A 25,466-nucleotide genomic window follows, 5' to 3' on the forward strand; every position below is an offset into this window, starting at 1 on the left:
CGCGCCGTTCAAACTATGCTGCCGTGATAAAAAGCAAAAGCCGCGCTGTTGTTCAACGCGGCTGTTGCGGCATTGGCAGGCTCGTTATTTCGTCTGGAAGCGTGCGACCGAAAGGAACTTCACCGCGTTGCCGGTGAACCGGCTGGGGTCCGGCAATTGCGCATCCGTCTGGAATCCGGCCGTGTAGACCTCGCTCGGCGGCGTGTGCACGATATTGTAGGCATAGCGCGGTGCCGTGGTCGGATCGGAAACGGTGGCGATGTTGTCGCCGCTGCCCAGCGCCCAGCGCGCTGCCTGCGGCGGCGTTGCCACCACCATTGCCTTCGGGCCGGGCTTCAGGTCGTTGGCGGACGCCCTGGCCTCCTTGCGCGTCGTCTTCACGCCGGCGCCGATCGCCTGCGCCGGATCGGTGCCGGCGGGGCGTGCGGCAATGGCTTGACGCGGCGAAGCTGCATCGAGACCCGACGGATCGTTGAATGCCGAGCGTGGCTCCGGCGCAGTCAGCGAAGCGACTTCGTATTCGGCCCCACTCGAGCCGGCCACGGTGGTCGCGCTGGCCTGCTCGAGCACCGCTTTGATCTCATCCGGCTTGCCCGTGTCGGGCCGCGCGGTCGGCAGCACCGAGAAGGCATCGGTCGCGCTCTTGTCCTGCGAGGCGGTTTCCGCCAGCGCCAGAAGCACGCCCTTGTCTTTGGGCGCAAGTTCCCTCGGCAGATCGGGCCGCCTCGTCGGCAGCGGAACATTGTTGAACGCCCCCTGCGCGGGATCGGCTGCGGCCTGCGCCGCGCCGGCGGCCATGCCGAACGGTACGTTGGCCGGAGCATGCGCCGTCGCCACCACCTGCTCAGCCGTGGCCGAGGCGTCCGCCACGGCGAACGGCACGTTTTCAGCCGTCTGCTGGCCGACATCGGCCTTGGGCCTCGGCGCGAAGGCGGGCAGAGGAACCTCCTTCGGCGGCAGCGCGGCAATGATGGTTTCGGGCGTGTCCTGCTGCGGTTGCGAATCGTCCGAGCTGTCATCGGCGATCTGCGGGATGTTGGCGCGCTTGGCATCCTGCGGCGAGACGATCGCGATGCCCGGCAGGCTGCCGCTGTTGCCGCTCTTGGCGGCCGCCACCTGCTTCACAGCTTTCGGCTGGGGTGCGGGTTGGGCGCTCGCGACATCGGCGCTGTCGTCGGCCTCGTCGTCGCCGCCGCCGAACCAGGCCGCAAACAGTCCGCCGGACCGCTTGGTCGAGCCGCCGGCGCTGGCCAGCTCGATATTGGGGGTGCCGGCGCCCTTGCGCGCCTTATAGGCGGCCAGAGCCTGCTCATAGCCAGGCAGCGGCCGGCCGTCGCTCGGCACGTGCAGCGTCTTGCCGTTCGGGAACAGGCTGACCAGTTCCTGACGGCTGATACCCGGCCAGTGGCGGACATTGCCGACATCCATGTGGACGAACGGAGAACCGGAATTCGGATAGTAGCCGACGCCGCCGCCCTGCATCTTGAGGCCGATGTTGCGCAGCTTCTTCAGCGGCACGCCGGGGATGTAGAAGTCCATCGCCTTGCCAAGCATGTGCTGGCTTTTCTCGGCGACACCGCGGCTGCGGCTGCGCAGCATCGAATTGGTAGATGGCGAGCGATAGCCGCAGACGACCTGGATGTAGTCGGTCGCTCCGCTCTGCCGGTAGGCCTCCCACACCAGATCGAGCAGCCGCGGATCCATCTTGGTCGGCTCGTTGCGGCGCCAGTCGCGCAGGATGATGTTGATCTTGCGCAGGCCTTCGGGAACGTAGCGGCCGTTACGCTTGTAGACGATCTCGGCCTTTTCGTGTGTGTGCAGGTGATAGAGCTTCAGCGAACGGACTTCGGCTTTCGCGCCAGAGGCGGCTGCCGAAAGGAACCCTACGGCCAAAATCACAAACGTCAGCCACCGTGGCCAGACGCTCATGTGAAAATGCCGCCCGTTCGTGTGTCGTTCGACTTGGTTCAAATCAAAAGGCCTTGCAGGCTGCCGTTTGTCCCCGGATTTGCCCAAACGGATGCGTGGTTCTCACATCCGAATATCGATCCTAATGGTTAATCATCGCTTATTGGAGCCGAAATGCGGTAACACCGTGGCGATATCCCGTCAAAAATGATGCACCACGTTTCGTGGTAAATCGCTGGTTTAGATCGAGAATTCGGCTTTGGCCCAAACACAATCTGTTACCGATTGCGTTAAATGCGTGATCGCGAACACGCAAGCGACTGAAAAAGCGCCTTCAGAAACGAAAAAGCGACGATTAAGTCGGAATATAAACCGGTAGGCTGGGCTGGGCTTGCGTCTCAAGAGGCAAGTCGATCAAGCCGACCCGCTTCGGGGTCAATGCCATATTCCTTCAACTTACGGTAGAGCGTAGAGCGCCCGATGCCGAGGCGGCGCGCCACCTCGCTCATCTGGCCGTTATAGTGGTCGATCGCAAGCTTGATCATCTCGAACTCGACATCGGCCAGCGCCCGCACATTGCCGCGCTCGTCCAAGGCCCTCAGCGTGCCGAATCGCGGCTGCAGCCGCGCCGGCGCCTCGGCCTCGTGCGAGCCTGACGCCACTCCGCCGGAGACGGCCTGATCGCCCGACTGCAGCTCGTCCGCGACCGGTGCCACGGCAGGCGCGGGCTCGGCATCGAGCTTCACCGTGCCTTCGACCTGCGCGCGGATTTGCGGAAATTCCTCTTCGGTCAGCAACTCGCCTTCGGCGAGCACCGACGCCCTGAATACCGCATTTTCGAGCTGGCGGATGTTGCCCGGCCAATCGTAGGCCTGCAGCATCGCCAGCGCTTTGGCCGATATGCCGGTGAGACGATGACGCGGATCGGCCGGCGCCACCTTCTCCATGAAATGCCTGACCAGATGGGGGATGTCCTCGCGCCGGTCGCGCAGCGGCGGCACGAAGATCGGATAGACGTTCAGGCGATAAAATAGGTCCTCGCGGAATTTGCCGTCCTTGACCTGCTGCAAAAGATTCCGATGCGTCGCCGAGATCAGCCGGATGTCGACCTTGACGGTCGAACGGCCGCCGACCGGGTCGACCTCGCCCTCCTGCACGGCGCGCAGCAGCTTGACCTGGACGTCGAGCGGCAGGTCGCCGATCTCGTCCAGGAACAGCGTGCCCGAATGCGCCTCGACGAATTTGCCGGTGTGCTTGTCCGTGGCGCCGGTGAAGGAACCCTTCTCATGGCCGAACAGGATCGATTCCACTAGATTGTCGGGGATGGCGCCGCAATTGACGGTAACGAAGGGTTTCGAGCGGCGGTCGCCGCTGCCCTGGATGGCGCGCGCCACCAATTCCTTGCCCACGCCCGATTCACCTTCGATAAGGATCGGAATATTGGAGGCCGCCGCCTTTTGCCCGAGCCGGATCACCCGGTCCATCGCCGGGCTGCGGGTGATCAAATCCTTAAAGGTGAGATGGCCGCCGCGACGCCGCGACGAGCGCTTCACCTCGTCCTCGACCGCTTCCACCTTCAAAGCATTGGAAATCGAGGTCTGCAGCCGGTCGGGCGAGGCCGGCTTGACGACGAAATCGAAAGCGCCGTGGCGCATGGCCGAGACAACGGTTTCGATGCCGCCCTGCGCGGTCTGCACGATGACCGGGAGATTGATGGCGCGCTCGCGCATCGCCTTCAGCACGCCGATGCCGTCGAGACCGGGCATGACCAGGTCGAGGATGACGACCGACACATCGCGCGCGTTCGGTCCGTCCAGCACATCGAGGCCCGCCTCGCCGCCGTCGGTGATGATGGCGCTGTGGCCGAATTTCGTCACCGCCGCCTCGAGCAGCCTGCGCTGCACGGGATCGTCATCGACTATGAGTACGGAACCTGTCATGACTCTTTGAATTATCCGCCCGATAAATCCCCATGGATCATCTTGGCACAGGGTTCTAAATAAGGTTTCAAAAAACCCGGTGAACGAATTCCTTAGGATTTGACCGGCTTCTCCTTTCCCGTTGATTCGAAGAAGGTATTGTCGATGCGCATGATGTTTGGTCAGCGGCTTGCGGCGACGGCCTCTGGCCAGTCCGCGGCGGAGCTCGGCGATCTGCCGGAGTGGAATCTCGCCGATCTCTATTCCGGCATGGAAGCGCCGGAGCTGGAGCGTGACATCGCCCGGGCGGCAAGCGACGCCATTGCCTTCGAGGTCCGTTGGAAGGGCACGTTGGCCGCCGAAGCCGAGCGTGGCGCCGCCGGCCGGCTCGGCGAGGCGCTGAGGGCCTACGAGGCGCTGGAGGAACTGATCGGCCGCATCGTCTCCTATGCCGGGCTTGTCTATGCCGGCAACACCGCCGATCCGCAGCGCGCCAAGCTCTATGGCGACATCCAGGAGAAGATGACGGATGCCAGCGCGCATCTTTTGTTCTTCGCGCTGGAGCTCAACCTGATCGACGACTCGGTGATCGAAGCAGCACTCGTGGCCGACCCGGCCTTCGCCCACTATCGCCCGTGGGTGCTCGATCTCAGGAAGGACAAGCCGTACCAGCTCGAGGATCGGGTCGAGCAGTTGTTCCATGAGAAGTCGGTCACCGGACGCGGCGCCTGGAACCGCCTGTTCGACGAGACGATGACCGATCTGCGCTTCGACGTCGATGGCGAGGAGCTGACGCTGGAGCCGGCGCTGAACCGGCTGCAGGACGCGGATGGCGAAGTGCGCCGCCGCGCCTCCGAGGCGCTCGCCGCGACCTTCCGCAAGAACCTGCGCACCTTCACGCTCATCACCAACACGCTCGCCAAGGACAAGGAAATTTCCGACCGCTGGCGCGGCTTCGAGGACATCGCCGATTCACGCCATCTCGCCAACCGCGTCGAACGCGGCGTGGTCGATGCTTTGGCCGCGGCCGTGCGCGAAGCCTATCCGCGCCTGTCGCACCGCTACTATCAGATGAAGGCGCGCTGGCTCGGCATGGACGTCATGAACCACTGGGACCGCAACGCGCCGCTGCCCGAGACCCCGCAGTCGGTGATCCGGTGGGACGACGCCAGGGACACGGTGCTGTCAGCCTATCAGCGTTTCTCGCCGAAGATGGCGGAAATCGCGCGGACATTCTTCGATCGCAAATGGATCGATGCGCCGGTCAGGCCGGGCAAATCGCCCGGCGCCTTCGCCCACCCGACTGTGCCATCGGCGCATCCCTACGTGCTCCTCAACTACATGGGCAAGCCGCGCGATGTGATGACGCTGGCGCATGAGCTGGGTCACGGCGTTCACCAGGTGCTGGCCGCCGGCCAGGGCGCGCTGATGGCGTCCACCCCGCTGACGCTGGCCGAGACGGCCTCCGTCTTCGGAGAGATGCTGACCTTCCGCTCGCTGCTCGACCAGACCTCCGACAAGCGCGAGCGCAAGGCCATGCTCGCCCAGAAGGTCGAGGACATGATCAATACTGTCGTGCGCCAGATCGCCTTCTACGAGTTCGAGCGCAAGGTGCATGCCGAGCGCCGCAGCGGCGAGCTGACCTCGGACAGGCTGGGCCAGTTCTGGCTTGAGGTGCAGGCTGAAAGCCTGGGGCCGGCGATCAAGTTGCGCGATGGCTACGAGGTCTTCTGGACTTATATCCCGCACTTCATCCACTCGCCCTTCTACGTCTACGCCTATGCCTTCGGCGACTGCCTGGTCAACTCGCTCTACGCCGTCTACCAGAACGCCGAGCGCGGCTTTCAGGAGAAGTATTTCGAGATGCTGCGCGCCGGCGGCACCAAGCATCATTCGGAACTGCTGGCGCCCTTCGGCCTCGACGCCACGGATCCGGCCTTCTGGCAGATCGGCCTGGGTGTGATCGGCGCGCTGATCGACGAGCTGGAGGCGCTCGACAAATGACGGGTGCTCGCCTGGCGGCATAGACCGGGAACAGTTTGGCCGGAACGCATACTTGTGCTGTTCTTCAATAACTCTGCCCGCACTTTTCAATTAGCTTTGCGCAGGCCGTGTGCTAGCGTCAGACCCAAGCTCAACCGGACGCGACAGCAAGGCCGGAGGCGGCCCTAGCGTTGCTTCAGCGAGAGCGATAGCGGCCGTCGGGCCGCAGCCGGAGGAGGGCCAGCCGCCAGCGATTGGAGGGGCGGTTCCGCCCAGCGATTGACGATCCCTGCGGCAAGGCCGCCGTTTGCGGCCGCGGCCCGATCGGACTGGAGAGGAAAATGAGCACTTTCTTCTATATGCTCCTGGCGTTCGTTGTCGGTGTCCTGGTTGGCTGGTTCATCTGGGGCCGCCTGCGTGGCGAGCTCGACAGCCTGCGCGGCGAACTCGGTCGCGCGAAGAGCGAACGCGACCGGTTTAGCGCCGATACCTACCGCCTGAGCGGCGAGCTCGACGCATGCGGCCGCAGCCGCGCCGATCTCGAACGCAAGCTGCGCGAAGCGCCGACCTCTTCCGCCAAGGCGGGAACCGACAAAGCCTCCGCGCCTGCGCCGGCGGCGCTGATATCGACCCCGACCCCAGCCAGATCCTCATCTGCAAGACCGTCAGCGGCAAAATCGGCTTCGACCAAATCCGCCGCGGCCAAGCCGGCAGCGGCAAAGACGACCGGCGCGGCGCCAAAGAAGGCGCCGGCTCCGAAGAAAGCCGCCGCCCCGAAGGCGACCACCGGCAAGGCGGACAATCTGCGCCGCCTGATCGGCATCGGCCCGGTCAATGAAAAGCTGCTCAAGGCGCAGGGCGTCACGTCCTATGCCCAGATCGCCGCTTGGACCGATGCCGACGTCAAGCGCGTCGAGGAGGTGCTCAATTTCGACGGCCGCATCGCGCGCGAGAAATGGATCGAGCAGGCGAAACTGCTGGCCGCGGGCGACGAGGCCGAATTCGCTAGCCGGTTCCCCACGGCGGCGACCTCGAACAACAACTGATCTCGCTGTGCCTTCCCAGCGCAGGCGGCGTCCATTGGGCGCCGTTTTTGCTTTGGACCAGATGCCTTTACGCCCTCCGACGCCGCTCTCTCGATTGCGCCTCGCCGCGCCCCCATATAGAGCGATCGACTTAATCGACCCCATCCGAGGCTTATGTCCCTGCCCTCAGCAATATTCCGCAATGACGAGACCGGCCGCCAGCTCGTCTTTGACGGGCCGCATGAGGTCATCACGGCGCGAGCCGCGGACGAATTCACGCCGGCGCTGGAAGCGGCACAGGCCGCCTCCGACGCGGGCAAATGGCTGGCAGGCTATTTCTCCTATGAGGCAGGCTACCTGCTGGAGCCGAAACTGGTGCCGTTGCTGCCAGAGGGCCGCCGCGCGCCGCTGATCTGTCTCGGTGTCTTCGATGCGCCGCTCGAACAGGCCGTGCCGCGGAACGAAGGCCCCGCCAGCAACGGACCGATCTTCGACGCCCGCGCATCCTGGTCCGCCGAGGACTACGCCGTCCGCTTCGCGCGCCTCCACCACCATATTCGCAAGGGCGACTGTTATCAGGGCAATCTGACCTTTCCGGTCCATGCGCAATGGTCGGGCGATCCGCTTGCCGCCTTCGAGGCGCTGACCGGGCGCCAGCCGGTGAAATACGGCGCGCTGATCTCGTTCGGCGATCCGATCGTGCTGTCGCGCTCGCCGGAACTCTTCTTCCAGATCGACGCCGACGGTATGATCGAGACGCACCCGATGAAGGGCACGGCGCCGCGCGGCGCCACCAAGGCCGAGGACGCGCGGCTGAAGACGTTCCTGCGCAACGACGAGAAGAACCAGGCCGAGAACCGGATGATCGTCGATCTCCTCCGCAACGACATCTCGCTGATCAGCGAGGTCGGCACGCTGGAAGTGCCTGAGCTGTTCCGCATCGAGACCTACCCGACGGTGCACCAGATGGTGAGCCGGGTGCGGGCGAAGCTCCTGCCTGATATCGGTATTCGCCAAGTCTTCGCAGCGCTCTTTCCCTGCGGCTCGATCACCGGCGCGCCGAAGATCCGCGCCATGGAGATCCTGCACGATTTGGAGGGCGTGCCGCGCGACGTCTATTGCGGCGCCATCGGCTGGGTCGCGCCCGGCGGCACGATGCGGTTCTCGGTGGCGATCCGCACCATCTCGCTTTTTGCCGACGGCGAGGCTGTCTACAATGTCGGCGGCGGCGTGGTCTTCGATTCCACCGCCGAGGAGGAGTACCGGGAGTGTCTTCTGAAAGCGCGCTTCGCGACGGGAACCGTCCCGACTTCGAGCTGATCGAGACCATGCGTTGGGAGCCGGGGTCCGGCTTCCTGCGCTTCGAGCGCCACCTTGCGCGGCTTTATGCCTCGGCGGCTGAGCTCGGCTTTGCCTGCGATCCGCAACGGGTCGGCGAGGTGCTGAAGAACGCGACCGGTGGGCAGCGGATCGCTTTGCGCACCCGGCTTGCACTGCAGCGCAACGGCGAGGCGACAGCCGCCGCGCAGCCCTTTGAGCAGCTTCCCGCAGACAGGGCATGGCGTCTGCAGCTGGCGCGGGTCCGCCTCGATTCCGGTAACTTGTTGCTGCGTCACAAGACCAGCCGCCGCGAAACCTACCAACAGGCGCGCGCCGAATACCTCGCCACCCGCGCCGACGAAGTGCTGCTCGCCAACGAGCGCGGAGAACTCTGCGAAGGCACGATCACCAATCTGTTCGCCGATTTCGGCGGCGGGGTGCTGGTGACGCCCCGGCTTGATTGCGGCCTGCTGCCTGGAGTATTGCGCGGCGAGCTTCTGGACGAAGGCCGCGCCGCGGAAGCGATCTACACCTTCGACGATCTGAAGTCGGCGCAGGCGATCTTCGTCGGCAATTCGCTACGTGGGTTGATCCCGGCGAGGCTGGCATGACGCCAAGCAGGAGAATGCAATGTTCATCGTTTCGCTGAACTACAAGGTGCCGCTGACCGAGATCGATCGGCTGGCGCCGGCGCATGTCGAATGGCTGAAGGCCTGCTACGCGGAAGGCATTTTTGTTGCGTCTGGACCGAAACGGCCAAGGACCGGCGGCATCATCGTCGCGCGCGGTTCCCGCGACGTGCTTGACGCCAGACTGGCGGCCGACCCTTTCTCCGAGGCAGGCGCGGCCGACTACGAAATCACCGAATTCGCGGCGCGGTTGACCGCCACCGAACTGGACGCCTTCAAGGAAGCATGAGTGTTCGCCCGCCGACCCATACGCCCTATGACGGATCGTCAAGGCTTTTCACCATCGGGCTGAAACCGCTCGATCTCGATCGATGGATCGAGCTCGACGAGCTTCTTTTGCCGCATCTCGCCGAGAAGCGCCGTCTCTACGCGGACATCCCAAGCCGGGTTTTTGTCGAGGAGGAGGGCACGCGTGAGGCGCAGCAGGAGGTGCTGGATCTGCTTGGAGCGCACCTGCTGGCGAAACATCCCGAAACCTACCGCCGCAAGGGTGCCGGGATCGAGGTAGCCGGCCCCGAAGGCAGCAATGTCGGCCCCGGCGCCCCGCTGGTCGCAGCCTCGCTGCTAATCCAGGAAGACCTGATCCTGATGCGCCGCGACGACAGCGGCTGGCGGCTCGCCGCCGGCTCGCTCTGCTTTCCGTCGTCCTGGTCGCTCCAGGAGAAATTCGGCAAACCGCTGCAACAGATCCACGCGCCGGTGCCCGGCTTTGGCCCCGGCACACGGCCTGCGGACCTCATCAACCGCATGTTCGACGGCCTGCAGGGCCAGGCGGTCGAGCGCTTCAACTGGTCGATCCAGGCGGGCGACGCGCTCTATCATCCACTTTCCAACGGGGAGCGGATCGACCGTGCCACGAACCGTCCGACTCGTTTTCCGGATGGTGACATCAACGCCCATGCCTTCATTCGCGTCGAGCGTCAGACCTTGCGCAAGCTGCCGGTGTCACGCGACATCCTTTTCACCATTCGCATCCATCTCGACCCGCTGGCGGTGCTTGCCCGCCACCCCGACAAGGTCGCGCTTGCGGCCTCCTTCGCCGACCAGCTCAATGCTCTCGATCAGGCGCAGCTCGACTACAAGGGTTTGAGCGCCGACCGCGACCGGCTGGTTTCGTACCTCGCCGGCATGGCCATGGTGGCTTAACCAAACCGCCAGGCCGGTTTGGCCGTCGGTTGGCGGTTTTTGCTGGTTTGTGACAATGATCTGTGATGTAGGGCTACCGGCGAAAAATGCCGGACTTTCCCGTGTTTGAAGGAGTGTGCGAAAAAATGGCGAACGAGAACTGGCCCGTTTACGGTGAAATCACCGGCCCTGTCGTGATGATCGGCTTCGGCTCGATCGGACGGGGAACGCTGCCGCTGATCGAACGCCATTTCAAGTTCGACAAGTCGCGCATGGTGGTCATCGACCCGCGCGACAGTGACCGCATGCTGCTCGACGAGCGCGGCATCGCCTTCGTCCAGGACGCGGTGACCAGGAAGAACTACAAGAAGCTTCTGACCCCGCTTCTCACCAACGGCAGCGGTCAGGGCATGTGCGTCAACCTGTCGGTCGACACCTCCTCGCTCGAGTTGATGAAGCTCTGCCGCAAGCTCGGCGTGCTCTATATCGATACGGTGGTCGAGCCGTGGCTCGGCTTCTATTTCGACGACAAGGCCGACAATGCCTCGCGCACCAATTACGCGCTGCGCGAGAGCGTGCGCCAGGAGAAGGAGAAGGCTCCCGGCGGCACTACGGCGATCTCCTGCTGCGGCGCCAATCCTGGCATGGTCTCCTGGTTCGTCAAGCAGGCACTGGTCAACCTCGCCACCGATCTCGGGCTCGAGTTTGTGGTCCCGGCGGAGCACGACCGCGAGGGCTGGGCGAAGCTGATGAAGAAGGCCGGAGTCAAGGGCATCCACATCGCCGAGCGCGATACCCAGCGCACCAAGAAGCCGAAGCCGATGGATGTATTCTGGAACACCTGGTCGGTCGAGGGCTTCATCTCGGAAGGCCTGCAGCCGGCCGAGCTCGGCTGGGGCACGCATGAGATCTGGATGCCGAAGAACGGCAAGAAGCACAAGCACGGCTCGCAGGCGGCGATCTATCTGGAGCAGGCGGGCGCCAACACGCGCGTGCGCTCCTGGTGCCCGACGCCCGGCCCGCAATACGGCTTCCTGGTGACCCACAACGAGGCGATCTCGATCGCCGACTTCTTCACCGTGCGCGGCAAGAAGGGCAAGGTTCAGTATCGCCCGACCTGCCATTATGCCTATCACCCCTGCAACGATGCCGTGCTGTCGCTGCACGAGATGTTCGGCGCCGCCGGCAAGGCGCAACCGGTGCATCACGTGCTCGACGAGAACGAGCTGGTCGACGGCGTCGACGAGCTCGGCGTGCTGCTCTACGGCCATGCCAAGAACGCCTATTGGTACGGCTCGCAGCTGTCGCTGGCCGAGGCGCGCAAACTGGCGCCTTACCAGAACGCCACCGGCCTGCAGGTCACCTCGGCGGTGCTCGCCGGCATGGTCTGGGCCTTGGAAAATCCGATGGCCGGCATCGTGGAAGCCGACGAGATGGATTACCGGCGCTGCCTGGAAGTGCAGCTTCCCTATCTCGGGCCGGTCAGGGGCTACTACACCGACTGGACGCCGCTCGACCATCGCCCGGGGCTTTTCCCAGAGGATCTGGACAAGGACGATCCGTGGCAGTTCCGCAACATCCTGGTGCGATAGCAGCCAAGCCTACCCGCGTCTCCACCTTGCAATCGCCCGGAAATCGGGCGATTGAAGACGGGCGGCCCAGAGCGACGCGCGTCCTGTCGGACGCACAAAGTACGCTCTAGCACTTTGAATGCACGCATCGTGCTTTTCCGAAGATCGGAGATCGATTTTCCGGCCGATGCGAGAGGAGAGGATTCTTAAATGACCATTGCGCGCAAATTGCTTTCGGCAGGCGCCGCGGCAAGCCTTCTGGCCGCTGCCGCCTGCACCACCACCGGCCCTTCGGAGCCGATCGCAGCGGCGCCCAAGGGCGTCGAGGGCAACTGGATCGACGCCAAGGGCACCGGCCTCTCGACTTTCGCGGCCGGCAGCTTCACCACCGTCGCAACCGATACCGGCCAGAAGCTGTCCGAGGGCAGCTACACCATGACCGGCGCGACCTCGGTCGAGATCCACGGCACCTCGCTGATCCGCCAGACGCCGGTCAGCTTCAACTGCCTGATGGTCTCCACCAGCCAGCTCAACTGCACCAGCTCCAGTGGTCAGAATTTCGTGCTGACGCGCCGGGCCTGAGCGCAGACATAGATCGACTTTGTTGGGGATGGCGGCGCGAGCCGCCGTCCTTTTTTGTGCCGGCAAAATCCCCTCCCGATTTCCGCTTGCATCGGCCAAAACGCGATGTGAACATGACCCGAAGCTGACTGTTACCTTCCAGCCAAGCGAGGGCTTTAAGCACTTCAAGTCAGCTCATCCGGGAGACGAGAATGAAGAAATTTGCCGCCATTGCCGCCCTTTCCGCATCAGCACTTGGCCTCTCGGCCGGAGCGTCTTTTGCCGACTACACGCTGAACATCCTGCATTTCAACGATTGGCATAGCCGCATCGAAGGCAACAACAAATACGAGTCGACATGTTCCACGGAGGAGGAGACCAAAGGCGAGTGCATTGGCGGCGCCGGCCGGCTGGTCACGGCGATCGCACAGGAGCGCAAGAAGCTCCAAGGTCAGAACGTGCTGCTGCTCAATGCAGGCGACAGCTTCCAGGGATCGCTGTTCTACATCACCTACAAGGGAGCAGCGGAGGAGGAATTCCTCAATCAGCTCAAGCCCGACGCGGTGACGCTCGGCAACCATGAGTTCGACGACGGCGAAAGCGCGCTTGTGCCTTACCTCGACAAGGCGAAGTTCCCGGTGGTCAGCGCCAACGTCGTGCCCAACGACAAGTCCGGCGCCCACGGCAAGATCAAGCCGTCCATCGTGGTCGAGGTCGGCGGCCAGAAGATCGGCATCGTCGGCGCCGTCACCAACGACACTCCGGAACTCGCCTCGCCCGGCCCCAACATTGCCATCGCGGACGACGTCAAGTCGATCACCGCCGAGGTCGAGAAACTGAAGGCGCAGGGCATCAACAAGATCATCGCCGTCACCCATATCGGCTACAACCGCGAGCGCGACGTCATCGCGAAAATCCCCGGCGTCGACGTGGTGGTCGGCGGCCACAGCCACACGCTTTTGTCGAACACCGATCCGAAGGCGGCAGGCCCCTACCCGACGATGGTCGACAACCCCGACGGCTACAAGGTGCCGGTGGTGCAGGCGGCGTCCTATTCGAAATATCTCGGCGAATTCAAGGTCGTGTTCGACGACAACGGCGTCGTCAAGTCGGCCAGCGGCGACCCGATCTTTCTCGACAAGTCGATCACGCCCGATCCGGCGGTGCTCGCCCGCATCAAGGAGCTTGACGCGCCGATCGAGGCGCTGAAGAACAAGGAAGTGGCGGAGACCACCAAGCCGATCGATGGCAGTCGTGAAAGCTGCCGCACCCGCGAATGCGAAATGGGCAATCTCGTCTCCGACGCCGTCCTCGATCGGGTCAAGGGCCAGGGCGTCGAGATCGTCATCTCGAATGGCGGCGGACTGCGCGCCTCGATCGACCAGGGCACCGTGACCATGGGCGAAGTGCTGACGGTGCTGCCGTTCCAGAACACGCTGGCGACCTTCAAGATCTCCGGCAAGGACCTGGTCGCCGGTCTCGAAAGCGGCGTCAGCCAGGTCGAGGACGGCGCCGGTCGCTTCCCGCAGGTGGCCGGCTTGAAATATGCCTTCGACAAGTCGGTCGCGCCCAATGCCGGCCGCGTCAAATCGGTCGAGGTGATGGAGAACGGCGCCTGGGTGCCGATCAATCCGGACAAGCAGTATCTCGTCGCCACCAACAACTACGTCCGCCAGGGCGGCGACGGCTACAAGGTCTTCGCCGAAAAGGCCACGGACGCCTATGACTACGGCCCGGGCCTGGAGCAGGTGGTGGCCGACTATCTCGGCGCGCACCGCCCCTACACACCGAAGCTCGACGGCCGCATCACCGAGACCGGCGCCACGACAGCGGCCGCGGAGCCGGCAAAACCTGCCGAGACCGCCACGACGCCGCCTGCCGCCCAACCCGCGAAGCCGGCCGAGACGGCGCCGTCGGCCACCGAGCCTGCCATGCCGGCTTTGCCGTCCAATTCCGGCGACATCGCCGGGACGCCGCCGGCCGTTCCGACCGAGACGGCACCGGCAACGTCGGAGACAGCAAAACCTGCCGAGACTGCGCCGGCGACCGCCGCCCCTGCGACCGAATCCGCCAAGCCGGCCGAAACAGCGCCCGCCGAGGCCAAGCCGGCCGCGACCGGTCCGGAGGCCAGCCCAGAGACCAGCCATGTGGTTGCCGCCGGCGACACCTATTGGGATCTGGCCAAGAAAAACTATGGCGACGGCAGCAAATGGAAGCTGATCTCCGAGGCCAACAAGGACTACAGGCCGCGCCGTCTGCCGCTCGGAGCAACGCTGACAATTCCGCCGGCCGCAAAGTAACCTTTCGCCGGAAGTTCATGGCGCCCGTCCGGGAGACCGGACGGGTGTTCCGTTTTCAGACGCAAACGCGGTAAGGTGCGTCCAGACGCAGCATTCCAAAACCGGCATGGCATCGCTAGTTTTCGCACCGACAACCGGAGACCGTCGATGACGCTTGCCAATCCTGCCGATGCGAAAGCCGCCAAGACCGCCGGTCCGGCGCCGGCGGGTGCCGCGCCGGCGAAGGCGGGCAAGATCGGCATCATGCTGATCAATCTCGGCACGCCCGACGGCACCGATTTCAAGCCGATGTGGCGCTATCTCAGAGAGTTCCTCTCCGATCCGCGCGTCATCGAGCTCAACAAGGCGATCTGGTATCCGATCCTCTACGGGCTGGTTCTCACAACGCGGCCGAAAAAGTCCGGCGCCAACTACGCCAGGATCTGGAACCGGGAGAAGAACGAGTCGCCGTTGCGCACCTTCACCCGCTCGCAGGCGGAGAAGCTCGCCATTGCGCTTGCTGACTTGCCAACCGTCGTGGTCGACTGGGCCATGCGCTACGGCAATCCCTCGACCCGCAGCGTCGTCCGCCGGCTGGTCGAGCAGGGCTGCGAGCGCATCCTCACTTTTCCGCTCTATCCGCAATATTCGGCGACGACCACGGCGACGGCGAACGACCAGCTGTTCCGGGCGCTGATGAAGATCAGGAAAGCGCCGGCCATCCGCAGTGTGCCGCCCTATTATGACGAGCCAGTCTATATCGACGCCCTCGCCCGTTCGATCGAGCAAAACCTGGCGACGCTCGATTTCGCGCCGGAGGTGGTGATCACCTCCTACCACGGCATCCCAAAACCCTATTCCGACAAGGGTGACCCTTACCAGGCGCATTGCCTCGAGACGACGAGGCTGCTCAGGGCAAGGCTCGGCTGGGACGAGAAGAAGCTCATCACCACCTTCCAGTCGCGCTTCGGCGCCCAGGAATGGCTGCAGCCCTACACCGACGTCACTATCGAGAAGCTGGCGAAGGACGGCGTCAAATCGATCGCGGTCGTCAATCCAGGTTTTTCCGTCGACTGTATCGAGACGCTGGACGAAATCGGCCGCGAGGCCGCCGAGACATTCCACCATGCCGGCGGCAAGAACTTCGCCCACATCCCTTGCCTCAACGACAGCGCCGAGGGCATGGCGGTGATCGAGGCGCTGGTGCGGCGGGAACTGTCAGGCTGGGTCTGACGTCCGATAATAGGCGGCGAAACCGGTTCGCAATAGCCTTCGCTAACCAATATTCGCGATCACCTGATTGTAACGCTTCGGAAACACACTTAAGTGATTCCGCGAGGTCGCCGCCTTTTGAGGGAGAAACGAAATGGGGTTTAGCGGTTTCGATATTGCCATCATTGTTCTTGTATTCCTCGTCATCATCCTTCTTTTCAAAGGCATCAGAACGGTGCCGCAGGGCTACAACTACACGGTGGAGCGTTTCGGCCGCTACACCAAGACGCTGACGCCCGGCCTGAACATCATCAATCCGATCTTCGAGCGCGTAGGCGCCAAGATGAACATGATGGAGCAGGTGCTCGATGTCCCGACGCAGGAGATCATTACCCGCGACAATGCAATCGTGGGCGTCGACGGCGTCGCCTTCTACCAGGTGTTGAATGCCCCGCAGGCCGCCTATCAGGTCTCCGGGCTGCAGAACGCCATCCTCAACCTCACCATGACCAACATCCGTACCGTCATGGGCTCGATGGACCTCGACGAATTGCTGTCCAACCGCGATGCGATCAACGAGCGGTTGCTGCGCGTCGTCGATGAGGCCGCGCACCCGTGGGGCATCAAGATTACCCGCGTCGAGATCAAGGACATCAACCCGCCGGCCAATCTGGTGGATTCGATGAGCCGCCAGATGATCGCCGAGCGCGACAAGCGCGCCCAGATCCTGGCCGCCGAAGGCATGAAGCAGTCGCAGATCCTCGAGGCCGAAGGCCGCAGGGAAGCCGCCTTCCGCGATGCCGAAGCGCGCGAGCGTTCCGCCGAGGCGGAGGCCAAGGCGACCCAGGTGGTGTCGGAAGCCATCGCCAAGGGCGACGTGCAGGCGATCAACTATTTCATCGCGCAGAAATACACCGAGGCGCTGGCCAGGATCGGCTCGTCCAGCAACAACAAGATCGTGCTCATGCCGTTCGAAGCCTCATCGCTGATCGGTTCGCTCGGTGGCATCGGCGAGATCGCACGCGAAGTGTTCAAGGCCGACGGCCCTTCCGGCCCGCAACGTCAGGGCGCGCGCACGCCGCTCGTGCGACCGTCGGACAATTGAGGCACGCCATCTGGGTGGGAGAAGGTCAATGATCGAGCGCATCGTATCGGAACTCGGCCCGTGGAACTGGATGGTCCTCGGATTCGTGCTGCTGGTGATGGAAATCGTCGCGCCCGGCGTGTTCATGCTGTGGATCGGCATCGCCGCGCTGATCATCGGCGCGGTTTCGCTGCTGATTTGGGATGCTGCCTTCTGGACTTGGCAGCTCCAGGTGCTCGCCTTCCTCGTGCTCTCCCTGGCCTCAGCCTTCGTCGGCAAGAAGCTGGTGGGTGATCGTGCCATCAATGCGGACCAGCCGCTGCTCAACCGCCGCGGCGCTCAGATGGTCGGCCGCACGGCGACATTGGCCGAGCCCATCAAGAATGGCCGCGGCCGCATCCGCCTCGGCGACACGCTGTGGCGTGTCTCCGGCCCGGACCTGCCCGTCGGCACCCAGGTGCGTGTGACCGGCGCCGCCGACACCGATCTGGAGCTGACGGTGGAGGCCGTCTGAGTTTGCGGATTTCCTATTCTGAAGCCGCTTGGGATCAGGCCTGCGTGTCCTGAGTCTCGCCCATCTCAAGCGGCGCCGATGCGCAGCAGATCGTGCAGATGCACTAGCCCCACGGGGCGATCGGCCTCGACCACCATCAGACTGGTGATGGCCGATGTATTGATCGTCTGCAGCGCCGTCGCCACCAGCGTGTCGGGGGCAGCCGTCTTCGGCTTCTTTGTCATCACCTCATCGACGTTCATCGACAGAAGGTCATCGGCAATGTGGCGGCGGATGTCGCCGTCGGTGATGATGCCGATCAGCGAACCGTCGGCGCCGGTGATCGCCACGCAGCCAAAACCCTTGCGCGACAGCTCGACGATCGCTTCGCGCATTCCCGTGCCCGACGGCACCAGCGGCAGCCGCTCGCCGACATGCATGATCTCGCGCAGTTGCATCAGATTGGCGCCGAGCTGACCGCCGGGATGGAAGGTGCGGAAATGGTCCGGCGTGAAGCCGCGCGCCTCGAGCAGCGCGATCGCCAGCGCATCGCCCATGACCAGCTGCAGCAGCGCCGATGTCGTCGGCGCCAGCCCGTGCGGACAGGCCTCCGGCGCGGCCGGCAGCAACAGCACGACGTCGGCGGCGCGCGCCAGCGCCGAATTCTCGCCCGAGGTGATGGCGATCAGCGGGATCGAAAAGCGTCTGGAATAGGCGACGATGCCCATCAGTTCCTTGCTCTCGCCCGACCACGACATGGCGATGATGGCGTCGTCCCTGGCGATCATGCCGAGATCGCCGTGATTGGCCTCGGCCGGATGGACGAAGAAGGCAGGCGTGCCGGTCGAGGCGAGCGTCGCCGCGATCTTTGAGCCGATATGGCCGCTCTTGCCGACGCCGGTGACGATGACGCGGCCCTCGATCCGCGCGATGGCATCCACTGCGGCAGCGAACGGTTCGGACAAGCCGTTGCCGAGAGCGGCTGCAAGCGCGGCCATGCCGGCCTGCTCCGTCGCCACCGTTCTCAGCGCCGATTCAATCGCTGCCTGCCTGTCCGGCTGCTTTCTTTCTGAGGACCCCGCGTGCATGGCAGATGCCATTAGCGCCATGTCGCCCGCCTGTCCAACGGAATTCCCGTCTCGCGTGCGTCGCGGACAGGGTCCTTGGCCTGTTTCAACCCTCCGTTAACCATCCGCATTTACGGTCCGGTAAGTATGGCGCGCCTGCGCCGCGCAAGCAGTGGTGATGATGTTCGGCGGCGAGCCAGATACGAAAAAGGGCCGGAAGTGCATTGCCGTTGCAGCGCTTTTGCTGACGGCAAGCATTGTCGCCTTGCTGCGCACCGTGCCGGCATTTTCGCAGGAAACCGAGTTGCGCGGCGAGGTCTCCGAATCGGCAATCCTGGCCGACCAGCAACGCAAGGCGAGACAGTTGCGCCCGCAGGGATCGCTGGATCAAGCGGTTCCAGCGACCCAGACGGCTGAGGACCAGACGCCCGCCAACCCTTATGAGCCGGCAAGCCCAGGCGCGGTGCCCGACGACGACCAGACCGGGGGCGCGGAGGGCAGCATCCTCAACCAACCGCGAGTCACCGACGACCCCTTCGCCGACAATCAAACAATGGCCGCGCCGCGCCCGCCTCCGACTGCAAGGCAGAGTGCGGGTGCCAAGGCGAAAAGCGATGCCAAGGCGGCCGACAAGAAAAACGCCAACAAGAAGCCTGGCCAGACGGCCGACAGCACGGCCAAGGCCGCCACCGGCGATCCGGCCGAAACGGCGGCCACCGAGGATGACGGCGCGAACCGCCGCGCCGTCACCATCGACAGCGTCGACCGGCAGAAGCTCGATCCCGGCGCGGAGCGCACAGGATCGATCGAGGGCCAGAAAGTGAGGCTGGAGGACGATCCCTTCGCCGCCCCCGGCATCAAGCTCGGCACCTTCGTCTTCCGTCCGACACTCGAGCAAGGCCTCACCGCGACTTCCAATGCCGATGCCAGCGCCGGCGGCAGGTCGGCTGTGCTGTCCGAAACCGCGCTGCGTTTCTCCGCCACCTCCGACTGGCGCGAGAATTCGGCCGTCATCGACGGCTACGGCCTTTTTCGCAACACGCTTTCGGGCCAGAAGATCAACGATGCGCAGGGCCGGATCGAAGGCCAGCTCAGTGTCGACCTCGACAATGAACTGCGCGCCATCGCCAGGCTCGGCTATGAAGCGGTGCCGGAATCGGCGTCCTCGCCGGATGCGATTGCCGGCGTCACCTCACAGCCGCTGCGGCAGACCGTCGACGGCAGCCTCGGCATCGAGAAGGATGTCGGCAAGATGCGCTACGCGCTGACCGGCGCGGTCTCGCATGATTTCTATGGCGACGCCAAGCTCTCGGACGGCACCGTCTTGTCGCTGAAGGATCGCGACTCGACACTCTACTCTGCGACCTTGCGTACCGGCTATCAGGTCTCACCGGCCATGACGCCATTCGTTGAAGTGGAAGCCGGCCGGCGGATCTACGATCTGCGCCTCGACAGCAACGGTTTCGAGCGCTCCTCGACGCGGCTCGGCGCGCGCGCCGGCCTCGAGCTCGACATGCGCGAGAAGCTCTCCGGCGAGTTCTCCGTCGGATGGCTGCGCGAAGGCATCGACGACGACCGTCTGCCGGCGATTGCGGGGCCCTACGTCAACGCCGACCTCAAATGGTCGCCCGAGCGCGGCACCATCATCGGGCTGACCGGAAGAACCACGGTCGAGACCACGACCATCGCTAACGAGAGCGGCGACCTCCTCTATTCGGGCCGGCTCACCGGCGAGCGGCAGGTCCGCGCCAACCTGACGGCGAATACAGCGCTGGGGCTCGATTGGCGCGACTACACCGGCTCCGATGGCCACGATCTGATCCTGAGCGCCGAGGCCGGCCTGACCTGGTGGCTGAACCGCTATGCCGGCCTCACCACAAGAATCAGGACGGAGAAGCTCACCAGCAACCTTCCCGGTCGCGACTATGTCGCCAACAGCGTCTATCTCGGCCTGAAGGTGCAGCGCTGACACTTCGTGATCCTCGCGCCAGCGACGCGGACGCGGAGATCCGAAGGATCAACGCCGCTTAACCGCCTAGGAAGCGGCGCCGATCCGCTCCGCCGGCCGCACCTCATCCAGCAGCGTGCGGATGACCCCGGCCATGCTCGCATTCATGTCGCTGCGCCAGAGCGCGAAGGCGACATTTGCCTCGACGAAGCCTTCCGGCGAGCCGCAGTCGAAGGTGCGCCCCTTATAGTGATAGCCGTAGAAGGGCTGCTGCTTCTCCAGCTTCAGCATCGCATCCGTCAGCTGGATCTCGTTGCCGGCGCCGCGCTCCTGGCTTTCGAGGATGCCGAAAATCTCCGGTTGCAGGATGTAGCGCCCGTTGATGAAGAGATTGGAGGGCGCCGTGCCCGCCTTCGGCTTCTCCACCATGCCGGTGATGCGAAAACCGTGATGGGTGTCCTCGCCACGGCCGACGATGCCGTATTTATGGGCCTCGGCCGGGTCGCATTCCTGCACGGCGATGATGTTGTTCCCGGTCTCGGCATAGAGTTCGACCATATCCTTCATGCAGCTTTTTTCCGACTGCATGATCATGTCGGGCAAAAGCAGCGCGAACGGTTCGTCACCGACCAGTTCACGCGCGCACCAGACGGCATGGCCAAGGCCCATCGGCACCTGCTGGCGGGTGAAGCTGGTCTGGCCAGGCGCTGGCTGCAGCCGCTGCAGGCGGGCGAGCTGGTCGTCCTTCCCGCGCTGGGCGAGCGTATCGTAGAGCTCGAACTGGACGTCGAAGTGATCCTCGATGACCGCCTTGTTGCGCCCGGTCACGAAAATGAAATGCTCGATGCCGGCGTCGCGCGCCTCGTCGACCACATATTGAATGACCGGCCGGTCGACGACCGTCAGCATCTCCTTCGGGATGGCCTTGGTGGCCGGAAGAAACCGTGTGCCGAGACCGGCGACCGGGAAAACTGCCTTGCGAACTCGCTTCATGCTCCACCCATACGTCTAAGCCCATTATCCGCGCGGCCATCCGCTCCGCAATCCCCCCGAACATTTTCGCGCCGGAATGTTGAATTACCCGAGCGGCTGGCCTGAAAATCGAAAGTTAAAGCACCGACCTCTCTTTTCGTTCCTAATGGCACCTATGGTAAACTAAATACTAACCGGGTTCGGCGTTGAATGATCCTTCCTAATTTTGATGAAGGAGGAAAAGGATGTCCGTTCGCAACAGCGCAAGGCGCCTGACGGCATTTGTGACGGCCGCGAGCCTCACGCTTGCCTTGCTGATGCCCGCCGGACCCGCTTTCGCCGATGCGGGTTTCCGCCAGTGGGTCGCGGGCTTTCGTGCCACCGCGGTTTCGGGCGGCGTTTCCGGCGCAGTCTACGACAAGGCCATGAGGGGCATCGAGCCCGACCCGGTCGTGCTGGAAAAGGCCCGCACCCAGCCGGAATTCACCGCCCCCGCCTGGGATTATTTCGACAACCGCGTGCATGACCAGTCGGTGACCAATGGTCAGGCAATGGCGCGCAAATGGAAGCCATGGCTGGATCGGATCGAGGCACGGTTCGGTGTCGATCGCCATATCCTTCTCGCCATCTGGTCGATGGAATCGAACTATGGCGAGATCCTCAAGCGCGACGACATCATGCGCAATGTCATCCGTTCGCTGGCGACCCTTGCCTATGGCGACCCGAAGCGCTCGAAATATGCCCGAACCCAGCTGATCGCGGCGCTGAAGATCCTGCAGACCGGCGACATCGACGAAAGCCATCTCATGGGTTCCTGGGCGGGCGCGATGGGTCAGACCCAGTTCATCCCGACCAGCTACCAGCACTACGCGGTGGACATGGACGGCAATGGCCGGCGCGACATCTGGAATTCGATACCCGACGCGTTGGCGACTGCCGCCAACCTGCTCAGGAAGAACGGCTGGCAGGCCGGCAAGACCTGGGGCTATGAAGTGACCTTGCCGCCGGGCAAGCTGCCCGCCGGATCGAAGACGCTGGCGCAGTGGCAGGCGCTCGGGGTCGCCAGGGCCAACGGGAAGCCGTTCAGGAACCTGAGCGACAAGGCGACGCTCAAAGTGCCGGACGGCAGGGGCGGACCGGCCTTCCTGATGATCAGGAATTTCTCGGTCATCAAGGCTTACAACAATGCCGACAAATATGCTTTGGCTGTCGGCCTGCTCGCCGACGAAATCGCCGGTGGCACCGGCCTGGTGCAGGACTGGCAGCGGCCTTTCACCAAGCTCAGCTTCGAGCAACGGCAGGAACTGCAGAAGCGGCTTTCCGAGCACGGTTATTATGACGGCAAGTTCGACGGCAAGATCGGCGAGGGGTCGAAGGCTGCCATCATGGCCTACCAGGCGAAGGTAGGCTTGAGCCAGGATGGCTATCCGAGCCTGGAAGTGCTGAAATGGCTCCGGAAGCAATAGAGCCGCCCATGGCGTCAAGCATCCTTTCAAAAGCGGAAAGGATGCTGTAGCGCTGCGGCCTGCGCATGACTTGCCGGCTTTTTACGTTGTCATGCGCCAAGGATGGGAGACTTTCATTGGTTACGGTCGCGCGTGTCTGGCTGATCGTTCGCCGCCTGCCGATTCTCGTCTTGGCCATCGCTGTGCTTGCCGTCGCCGGCTCAAGCGCCTTTCATTCCCCGGCTTTCGCGCAGGAAGACGGAAACCGCGGCTGGTCGCTGCGCGATCTTCTTTTCCCGCGCCGCAGCGAGCGCATTGAACCCCCTGCCAATGTCCAGCCGGTGAGGCCGAAGCCGAAGGCCAGAAAACCCAAGCCGCGCCCGCCGGCCGAGCCGGAGGCGCCGGTCGTCGAAAAGGCGCCGGATGCGCGCGTCGTGCTGGTAGTCGGCGATTTCCTGGCGGGTGGGCTCGCCGAGGGTCTGGAGGTCGCCTTTGCCGACAATCCGGCGGTCAGGATCGTTTCGCGCAGCAACGGCTCGTCGGGCTTCGTGCGTGACGATTTCTACAATTGGCCAGTCGAGATCAAGTCTCTGATCGAGACGGAGAAGCCGTCCGTCGTGGTGGTCATGCTTGGCTCCAACGACCGCCAGCAGATGCGCGTCGGCGACGTCCGCGAGCAGCCGCGCTCCGAGAACTGGACCAAGGAATATGAGCACCGCACCGATGCGCTGGGCAAGGCCATTCAAGATGCAAAGGTGCCGTTCCTGTGGGTCGGCATGCCGGCGTTCGGGGCGGCAAAAATGACCTCGGACATGCTCGCCTTCAACGACATCTATCATTCAGCCGCACAGACCCATGGCGGCGAGTTCGTCGATGTTTGGGACGGCTTCGTCGACGAGAACGGCGCCTTCGTCACCTCCGGTCCGGACATCAACGGCCAGCCGGTGCGCCTGCGCTCCGACGACGGCATCAACGTGACCAAGGCCGGCAAGCGCAAGCTTGCCTTCTACACCGAAAAGCCGCTGGCCAAGATCCTCGGGCTGGCGGCACCCGGAAGCGTCACCACGGTTTCCGCGCCGGCGGGCGCTCCGGTCGAGGCGTCGAAGCCTGCCGCGGCCCCTGTCATCGTCGACCGCACCGCGCCGATGCTGCTCAGCGACCCCGCGCTCGACGGCGGGACCGAGCTGCTGGGTGCCGCACCGCCAGCCAAGGCCGATCCGAATCTTCCAGGCGAAAAGCTGACCGTCGAGGGCAAGGCGCCCGTCGCCTCGCCCGGCCGAGCCGACGATTTTTCCTGGCCGCCGAAGACGCCGACCGCTTCATCGGAGACCTCGACAGCGGTGCGTCGGTAGGGCCGCAACGGAAGAGCACATCGTGGCTGCAGGTAGACTCAGCGGGGGAGTACGCTAGACCCCATCAGCGCCTCGTCGATCGCGCGCGCTGCCTGGCGGCCTTCGCGGATCGCCCACACCACCAGCGACTGGCCGCGACGGACGTCGCCCGCGGCATAGAGCCTGTCTATGCTGGTTCTGTAGTCGCGGTCGTCGGCCTCGACGTTCCGCGAGCGGCGGCTGTCGGTGACCACCTTCATCTCGCCGTCCAGCTCCTTCATGACCCCATCATTCGCCGGACCGGCAAAGCCGATGGCGATGAAGGCGAGATCGGCGCGGATGACGAACTCGGTGCCGGCGATCGGCTTGCGCTTTTCATCGACCTCGCAGCAGCGGACGCCGGTCAGCTGTCCGTCCTCGCCGATGAATTCGAGGGTCGCCACCTGGAATTCGCGCTCCGCGCCCTCGGCCTGCGAGGAAGACGTGCGCATCTTCGTCGCCCAGTAAGGCCAAACGGCGAGCTTGTCTTCCTTCTCCGGCGGCTGCGGACGGATGTCGAGCTGCGTCACGCGCACCGCGCCTTGCCGGAAGGCGGTGCCGATGCAGTCGGACGCGGTGTCGCCGCCGCCGACGACGACGACATGCTGGCCGCCGGCGATGATCGGATGTGACGGCCAGGCCACCGATTGGATCGGCTCGCCGCCGACGCGGCGGTTCTGCTGCACGAGATACGGCATGGCATCATAGACACCGCTGAGATCGTCGCCCGGAATGTTGGCCGGGCGCGGCGTTTCCGAGCCGCCGCAATAGAGCACGGCGTCGTGCTCGGCGAGGAGCTCGGCAACCGGCTTGTCGACGCCGACATTGACGCCGCAATGGAAACTCACGCCCTCGCCCTGCATCTGCTCGATGCGGCGATCGATGTAATGCTTCTCGATCTTGAAGTCGGGAATGCCGTAGCGCATCAGCCCGCCCGGCCGGCTCTCGCGCTCATAGACATGCACATCGTGGCCGGCGCGGCCGAGCTGCTGGGCGGCAGCCATGCCGGCCGGCCCGGAGCCGATGACGGCAACCCGCTTGCCGGTCTTCTTTTCCGGCGGGTAGGGCCGGATGTGGCCGGTCTCATAGGCCTTGTCGGCGATCGCCTGCTCGACCGTCTTGATGGCGACCGGAATGTCCTCGAGGTTCAGCGTGCAGGCTTCCTCGCAGGGCGCCGGGCAGATGCGGCCGGTGAACTCCGGGAAATTGTTGGTCGAATGCAGGTTGCGGATGGCGCTGTCCCAGTCGCCATTGTAGACGAGGTCGTTCCAGTCCGGGATCTGGTTGTGGATCGGGCAGCCGGTCGGTCCATGGCAGAACGGGATACCGCAATCCATGCAGCGCGCGGCCTGTTTCTCGACCTCCTTGTCCGACATCGCCAGCGTGAATTCGCGGAAATGCCGGATGCGATCCGAGGCAGGCTGGTACTTCTGCACCTGCCGGTCGATTTCGAGAAACCCTGTTACCTTGCCCATAGTCCAGTCCCTGCTGTCCG

The 25,466-nt window shown here is 64.2% G+C and carries 20 protein-coding genes; 15 read left to right on the forward strand and 5 right to left on the reverse strand.

The genetic code is table 11. The features are described from left to right. Positions 1-84: 84 nt before the first annotated feature. Both CK215_RS09325 and CK215_RS09330 read right to left on the reverse strand, forming a co-directional pair. Positions 85-1,929: a DUF882 domain-containing protein gene (locus tag CK215_RS09325; protein WP_095830757.1), complete on the reverse strand. Its 1,845-nt coding sequence runs from the start codon at positions 1,927-1,929 to the stop codon at positions 85-87. 377 nt (positions 1,930-2,306) lie between these two features. Further along, complete coding sequence (locus CK215_RS09330; RefSeq protein WP_095830758.1) at positions 2,307-3,848, reverse strand: sigma-54 dependent transcriptional regulator; 1,542 nt, start codon at positions 3,846-3,848, stop codon at positions 2,307-2,309. Positions 3,849-3,992: 144 nt separating this feature from the next. Here CK215_RS09330 and CK215_RS09335 point away from each other — a divergent pair, with 144 nt between their 5' ends. From CK215_RS09335 to CK215_RS09390, 12 genes are all read left to right on the forward strand, one after another. Continuing rightward, on the forward strand, positions 3,993-5,831 hold the full coding sequence (locus CK215_RS09335) for a M3 family oligoendopeptidase (protein WP_170950263.1): 1,839 nt from the start codon (positions 3,993-3,995) through the stop codon (positions 5,829-5,831). 320 nt (positions 5,832-6,151) lie between these two features. Further along, complete coding sequence (locus CK215_RS09340; protein WP_095830759.1) at positions 6,152-6,856, forward strand: proton-conducting membrane transporter; 705 nt, start codon at positions 6,152-6,154, stop codon at positions 6,854-6,856. Positions 6,857-7,009: 153 nt separating this feature from the next. Then, a complete protein-coding gene (locus CK215_RS09345; RefSeq protein ID WP_095830760.1) occupies positions 7,010-8,155 on the forward strand; it encodes an aminodeoxychorismate synthase component I in 1,146 nt (381 codons plus the stop codon). Then, entirely contained in the window at positions 8,104-8,766 is a 663-nt protein-coding gene (locus CK215_RS09350; protein ID WP_095830862.1) for an aminotransferase class IV family protein, read from the forward strand. The genes CK215_RS09345 and CK215_RS09350 overlap by 52 nt, the downstream gene beginning before the upstream one ends. Before the next feature lie 19 nt (positions 8,767-8,785). Then, positions 8,786-9,073 carry a YciI family protein gene (locus tag CK215_RS09355; protein WP_067002501.1) on the forward strand — a complete coding sequence of 96 codons (288 nt, stop codon included), beginning with the start codon at positions 8,786-8,788 and terminating at the stop codon, positions 9,071-9,073. After that, positions 9,070-9,990 (forward strand): DUF3445 domain-containing protein, encoded by a 921-nt coding sequence (locus CK215_RS09360; RefSeq protein ID WP_095830761.1) that lies wholly within the window; start codon positions 9,070-9,072, stop codon positions 9,988-9,990. Before CK215_RS09355 ends, CK215_RS09360 begins: the two co-directional genes overlap by 4 nt. Positions 9,991-10,115: 125 nt before the next feature. Then, on the forward strand, positions 10,116-11,561 hold the full coding sequence (locus CK215_RS09365; protein WP_095830762.1) for a homospermidine synthase: 1,446 nt from the start codon (positions 10,116-10,118) through the stop codon (positions 11,559-11,561). A gap of 189 nt (positions 11,562-11,750) precedes the next feature. Further along, positions 11,751-12,122 (forward strand): hypothetical protein, encoded by a 372-nt coding sequence (locus CK215_RS09370; protein WP_067002507.1) that lies wholly within the window; start codon positions 11,751-11,753, stop codon positions 12,120-12,122. A 191-nt stretch (positions 12,123-12,313) separates the two neighbouring features. Further along, complete coding sequence (locus CK215_RS09375) at positions 12,314-14,401, forward strand: 5'-nucleotidase C-terminal domain-containing protein (protein ID WP_095830763.1); 2,088 nt, start codon at positions 12,314-12,316, stop codon at positions 14,399-14,401. A 147-nt stretch (positions 14,402-14,548) separates the two neighbouring features. Continuing rightward, positions 14,549-15,613 carry a ferrochelatase gene (hemH, locus tag CK215_RS09380; protein ID WP_095830764.1) on the forward strand — a complete coding sequence of 355 codons (1,065 nt, stop codon included), beginning with the start codon at positions 14,549-14,551 and terminating at the stop codon, positions 15,611-15,613. Between the two features lie 133 nt (positions 15,614-15,746). Continuing rightward, positions 15,747-16,697: an SPFH domain-containing protein gene (locus CK215_RS09385; protein ID WP_067002512.1), complete on the forward strand. Its 951-nt coding sequence runs from the start codon at positions 15,747-15,749 to the stop codon at positions 16,695-16,697. Between the two features lie 28 nt (positions 16,698-16,725). After that, positions 16,726-17,190: an NfeD family protein gene (locus CK215_RS09390; RefSeq protein ID WP_095781118.1), complete on the forward strand. Its 465-nt coding sequence runs from the start codon at positions 16,726-16,728 to the stop codon at positions 17,188-17,190. 65 nt (positions 17,191-17,255) lie between these two features. On the opposite strand, the gene CK215_RS09395 is transcribed toward CK215_RS09390, so the two are convergent. After that, positions 17,256-18,257, reverse strand: coding sequence for a KpsF/GutQ family sugar-phosphate isomerase (locus CK215_RS09395; protein WP_067002758.1), 1,002 nt, complete (start codon positions 18,255-18,257; stop codon positions 17,256-17,258). A gap of 160 nt (positions 18,258-18,417) precedes the next feature. Between CK215_RS09395 and CK215_RS09400 the strand changes: the two genes are divergently transcribed. Further along, a complete protein-coding gene (locus tag CK215_RS09400; RefSeq protein ID WP_095830863.1) occupies positions 18,418-20,205 on the forward strand; it encodes an outer membrane beta-barrel protein in 1,788 nt (595 codons plus the stop codon). 66 nt (positions 20,206-20,271) lie between these two features. Here CK215_RS09400 and galU read toward each other — a convergent pair whose 3' ends face one another. After that, the gene (gene galU, locus CK215_RS09405) at positions 20,272-21,177 is read right to left on the reverse strand and encodes a UTP--glucose-1-phosphate uridylyltransferase GalU (RefSeq protein WP_067002516.1); all 906 of its coding nucleotides are present in this window, start codon (positions 21,175-21,177) and stop codon (positions 20,272-20,274) included. A gap of 224 nt (positions 21,178-21,401) precedes the next feature. Between galU and CK215_RS09410 the strand changes: the two genes are divergently transcribed. Beyond that, entirely contained in the window at positions 21,402-22,622 is a 1,221-nt protein-coding gene (locus CK215_RS09410) for a lytic murein transglycosylase (RefSeq protein WP_095777123.1), read from the forward strand. Between the two features lie 116 nt (positions 22,623-22,738). Next, complete coding sequence (locus CK215_RS09415) at positions 22,739-23,953, forward strand: DUF459 domain-containing protein (RefSeq protein ID WP_095777122.1); 1,215 nt, start codon at positions 22,739-22,741, stop codon at positions 23,951-23,953. A gap of 38 nt (positions 23,954-23,991) precedes the next feature. On the opposite strand, the gene CK215_RS09420 is transcribed toward CK215_RS09415, so the two are convergent. Then, positions 23,992-25,446, reverse strand: coding sequence for a glutamate synthase subunit beta (locus tag CK215_RS09420; protein ID WP_095830765.1), 1,455 nt, complete (start codon positions 25,444-25,446; stop codon positions 23,992-23,994). Between the last annotated feature and the right edge of the window lie 20 nt (positions 25,447-25,466).

Origin of the sequence: Mesorhizobium sp. WSM3864 (genome assembly GCF_002294955.1) — a bacterium.
In the GTDB taxonomy this organism is placed as follows: domain Bacteria; phylum Pseudomonadota; class Alphaproteobacteria; order Rhizobiales; family Rhizobiaceae; genus Mesorhizobium.

Excerpts from the sequence above, each read along its gene's own strand:
- CK215_RS09325 (WP_095830757.1), bottom strand. The coding sequence starts at position 1,929 with ATGAGCGTCTGGCCACGGTGGCTGACGTTTGTGATTTTGGCCGTAGGG.
- CK215_RS09330 (WP_095830758.1), bottom strand. The coding sequence starts at position 3,848 with ATGACAGGTTCCGTACTCATAGTCGATGACGATCCCGTGCAGCGCAGG.
- CK215_RS09335 (WP_170950263.1), top strand. The coding sequence starts at position 3,993 with ATGCGCATGATGTTTGGTCAGCGGCTTGCGGCGACGGCCTCTGGCCAG.
- CK215_RS09340 (WP_095830759.1), top strand. The coding sequence starts at position 6,152 with ATGAGCACTTTCTTCTATATGCTCCTGGCGTTCGTTGTCGGTGTCCTG.
- CK215_RS09345 (WP_095830760.1), top strand. The coding sequence starts at position 7,010 with ATGTCCCTGCCCTCAGCAATATTCCGCAATGACGAGACCGGCCGCCAG.
- CK215_RS09355 (WP_067002501.1), top strand. The coding sequence starts at position 8,786 with ATGTTCATCGTTTCGCTGAACTACAAGGTGCCGCTGACCGAGATCGAT.
- CK215_RS09360 (WP_095830761.1), top strand. The coding sequence starts at position 9,070 with ATGAGTGTTCGCCCGCCGACCCATACGCCCTATGACGGATCGTCAAGG.
- CK215_RS09365 (WP_095830762.1), top strand. The coding sequence starts at position 10,116 with ATGGCGAACGAGAACTGGCCCGTTTACGGTGAAATCACCGGCCCTGTC.
- CK215_RS09370 (WP_067002507.1), top strand. The coding sequence starts at position 11,751 with ATGACCATTGCGCGCAAATTGCTTTCGGCAGGCGCCGCGGCAAGCCTT.
- CK215_RS09375 (WP_095830763.1), top strand. The coding sequence starts at position 12,314 with ATGAAGAAATTTGCCGCCATTGCCGCCCTTTCCGCATCAGCACTTGGC.
- hemH (WP_095830764.1), top strand. The coding sequence starts at position 14,549 with ATGACGCTTGCCAATCCTGCCGATGCGAAAGCCGCCAAGACCGCCGGT.
- CK215_RS09385 (WP_067002512.1), top strand. The coding sequence starts at position 15,747 with ATGGGGTTTAGCGGTTTCGATATTGCCATCATTGTTCTTGTATTCCTC.
- CK215_RS09390 (WP_095781118.1), top strand. The coding sequence starts at position 16,726 with ATGATCGAGCGCATCGTATCGGAACTCGGCCCGTGGAACTGGATGGTC.
- CK215_RS09395 (WP_067002758.1), bottom strand. The coding sequence starts at position 18,257 with ATGCACGCGGGGTCCTCAGAAAGAAAGCAGCCGGACAGGCAGGCAGCG.
- CK215_RS09400 (WP_095830863.1), top strand. The coding sequence starts at position 18,418 with ATGTTCGGCGGCGAGCCAGATACGAAAAAGGGCCGGAAGTGCATTGCC.
- galU (WP_067002516.1), bottom strand. The coding sequence starts at position 21,177 with ATGAAGCGAGTTCGCAAGGCAGTTTTCCCGGTCGCCGGTCTCGGCACA.
- CK215_RS09410 (WP_095777123.1), top strand. The coding sequence starts at position 21,402 with ATGTCCGTTCGCAACAGCGCAAGGCGCCTGACGGCATTTGTGACGGCC.
- CK215_RS09420 (WP_095830765.1), bottom strand. The coding sequence starts at position 25,446 with ATGGGCAAGGTAACAGGGTTTCTCGAAATCGACCGGCAGGTGCAGAAG.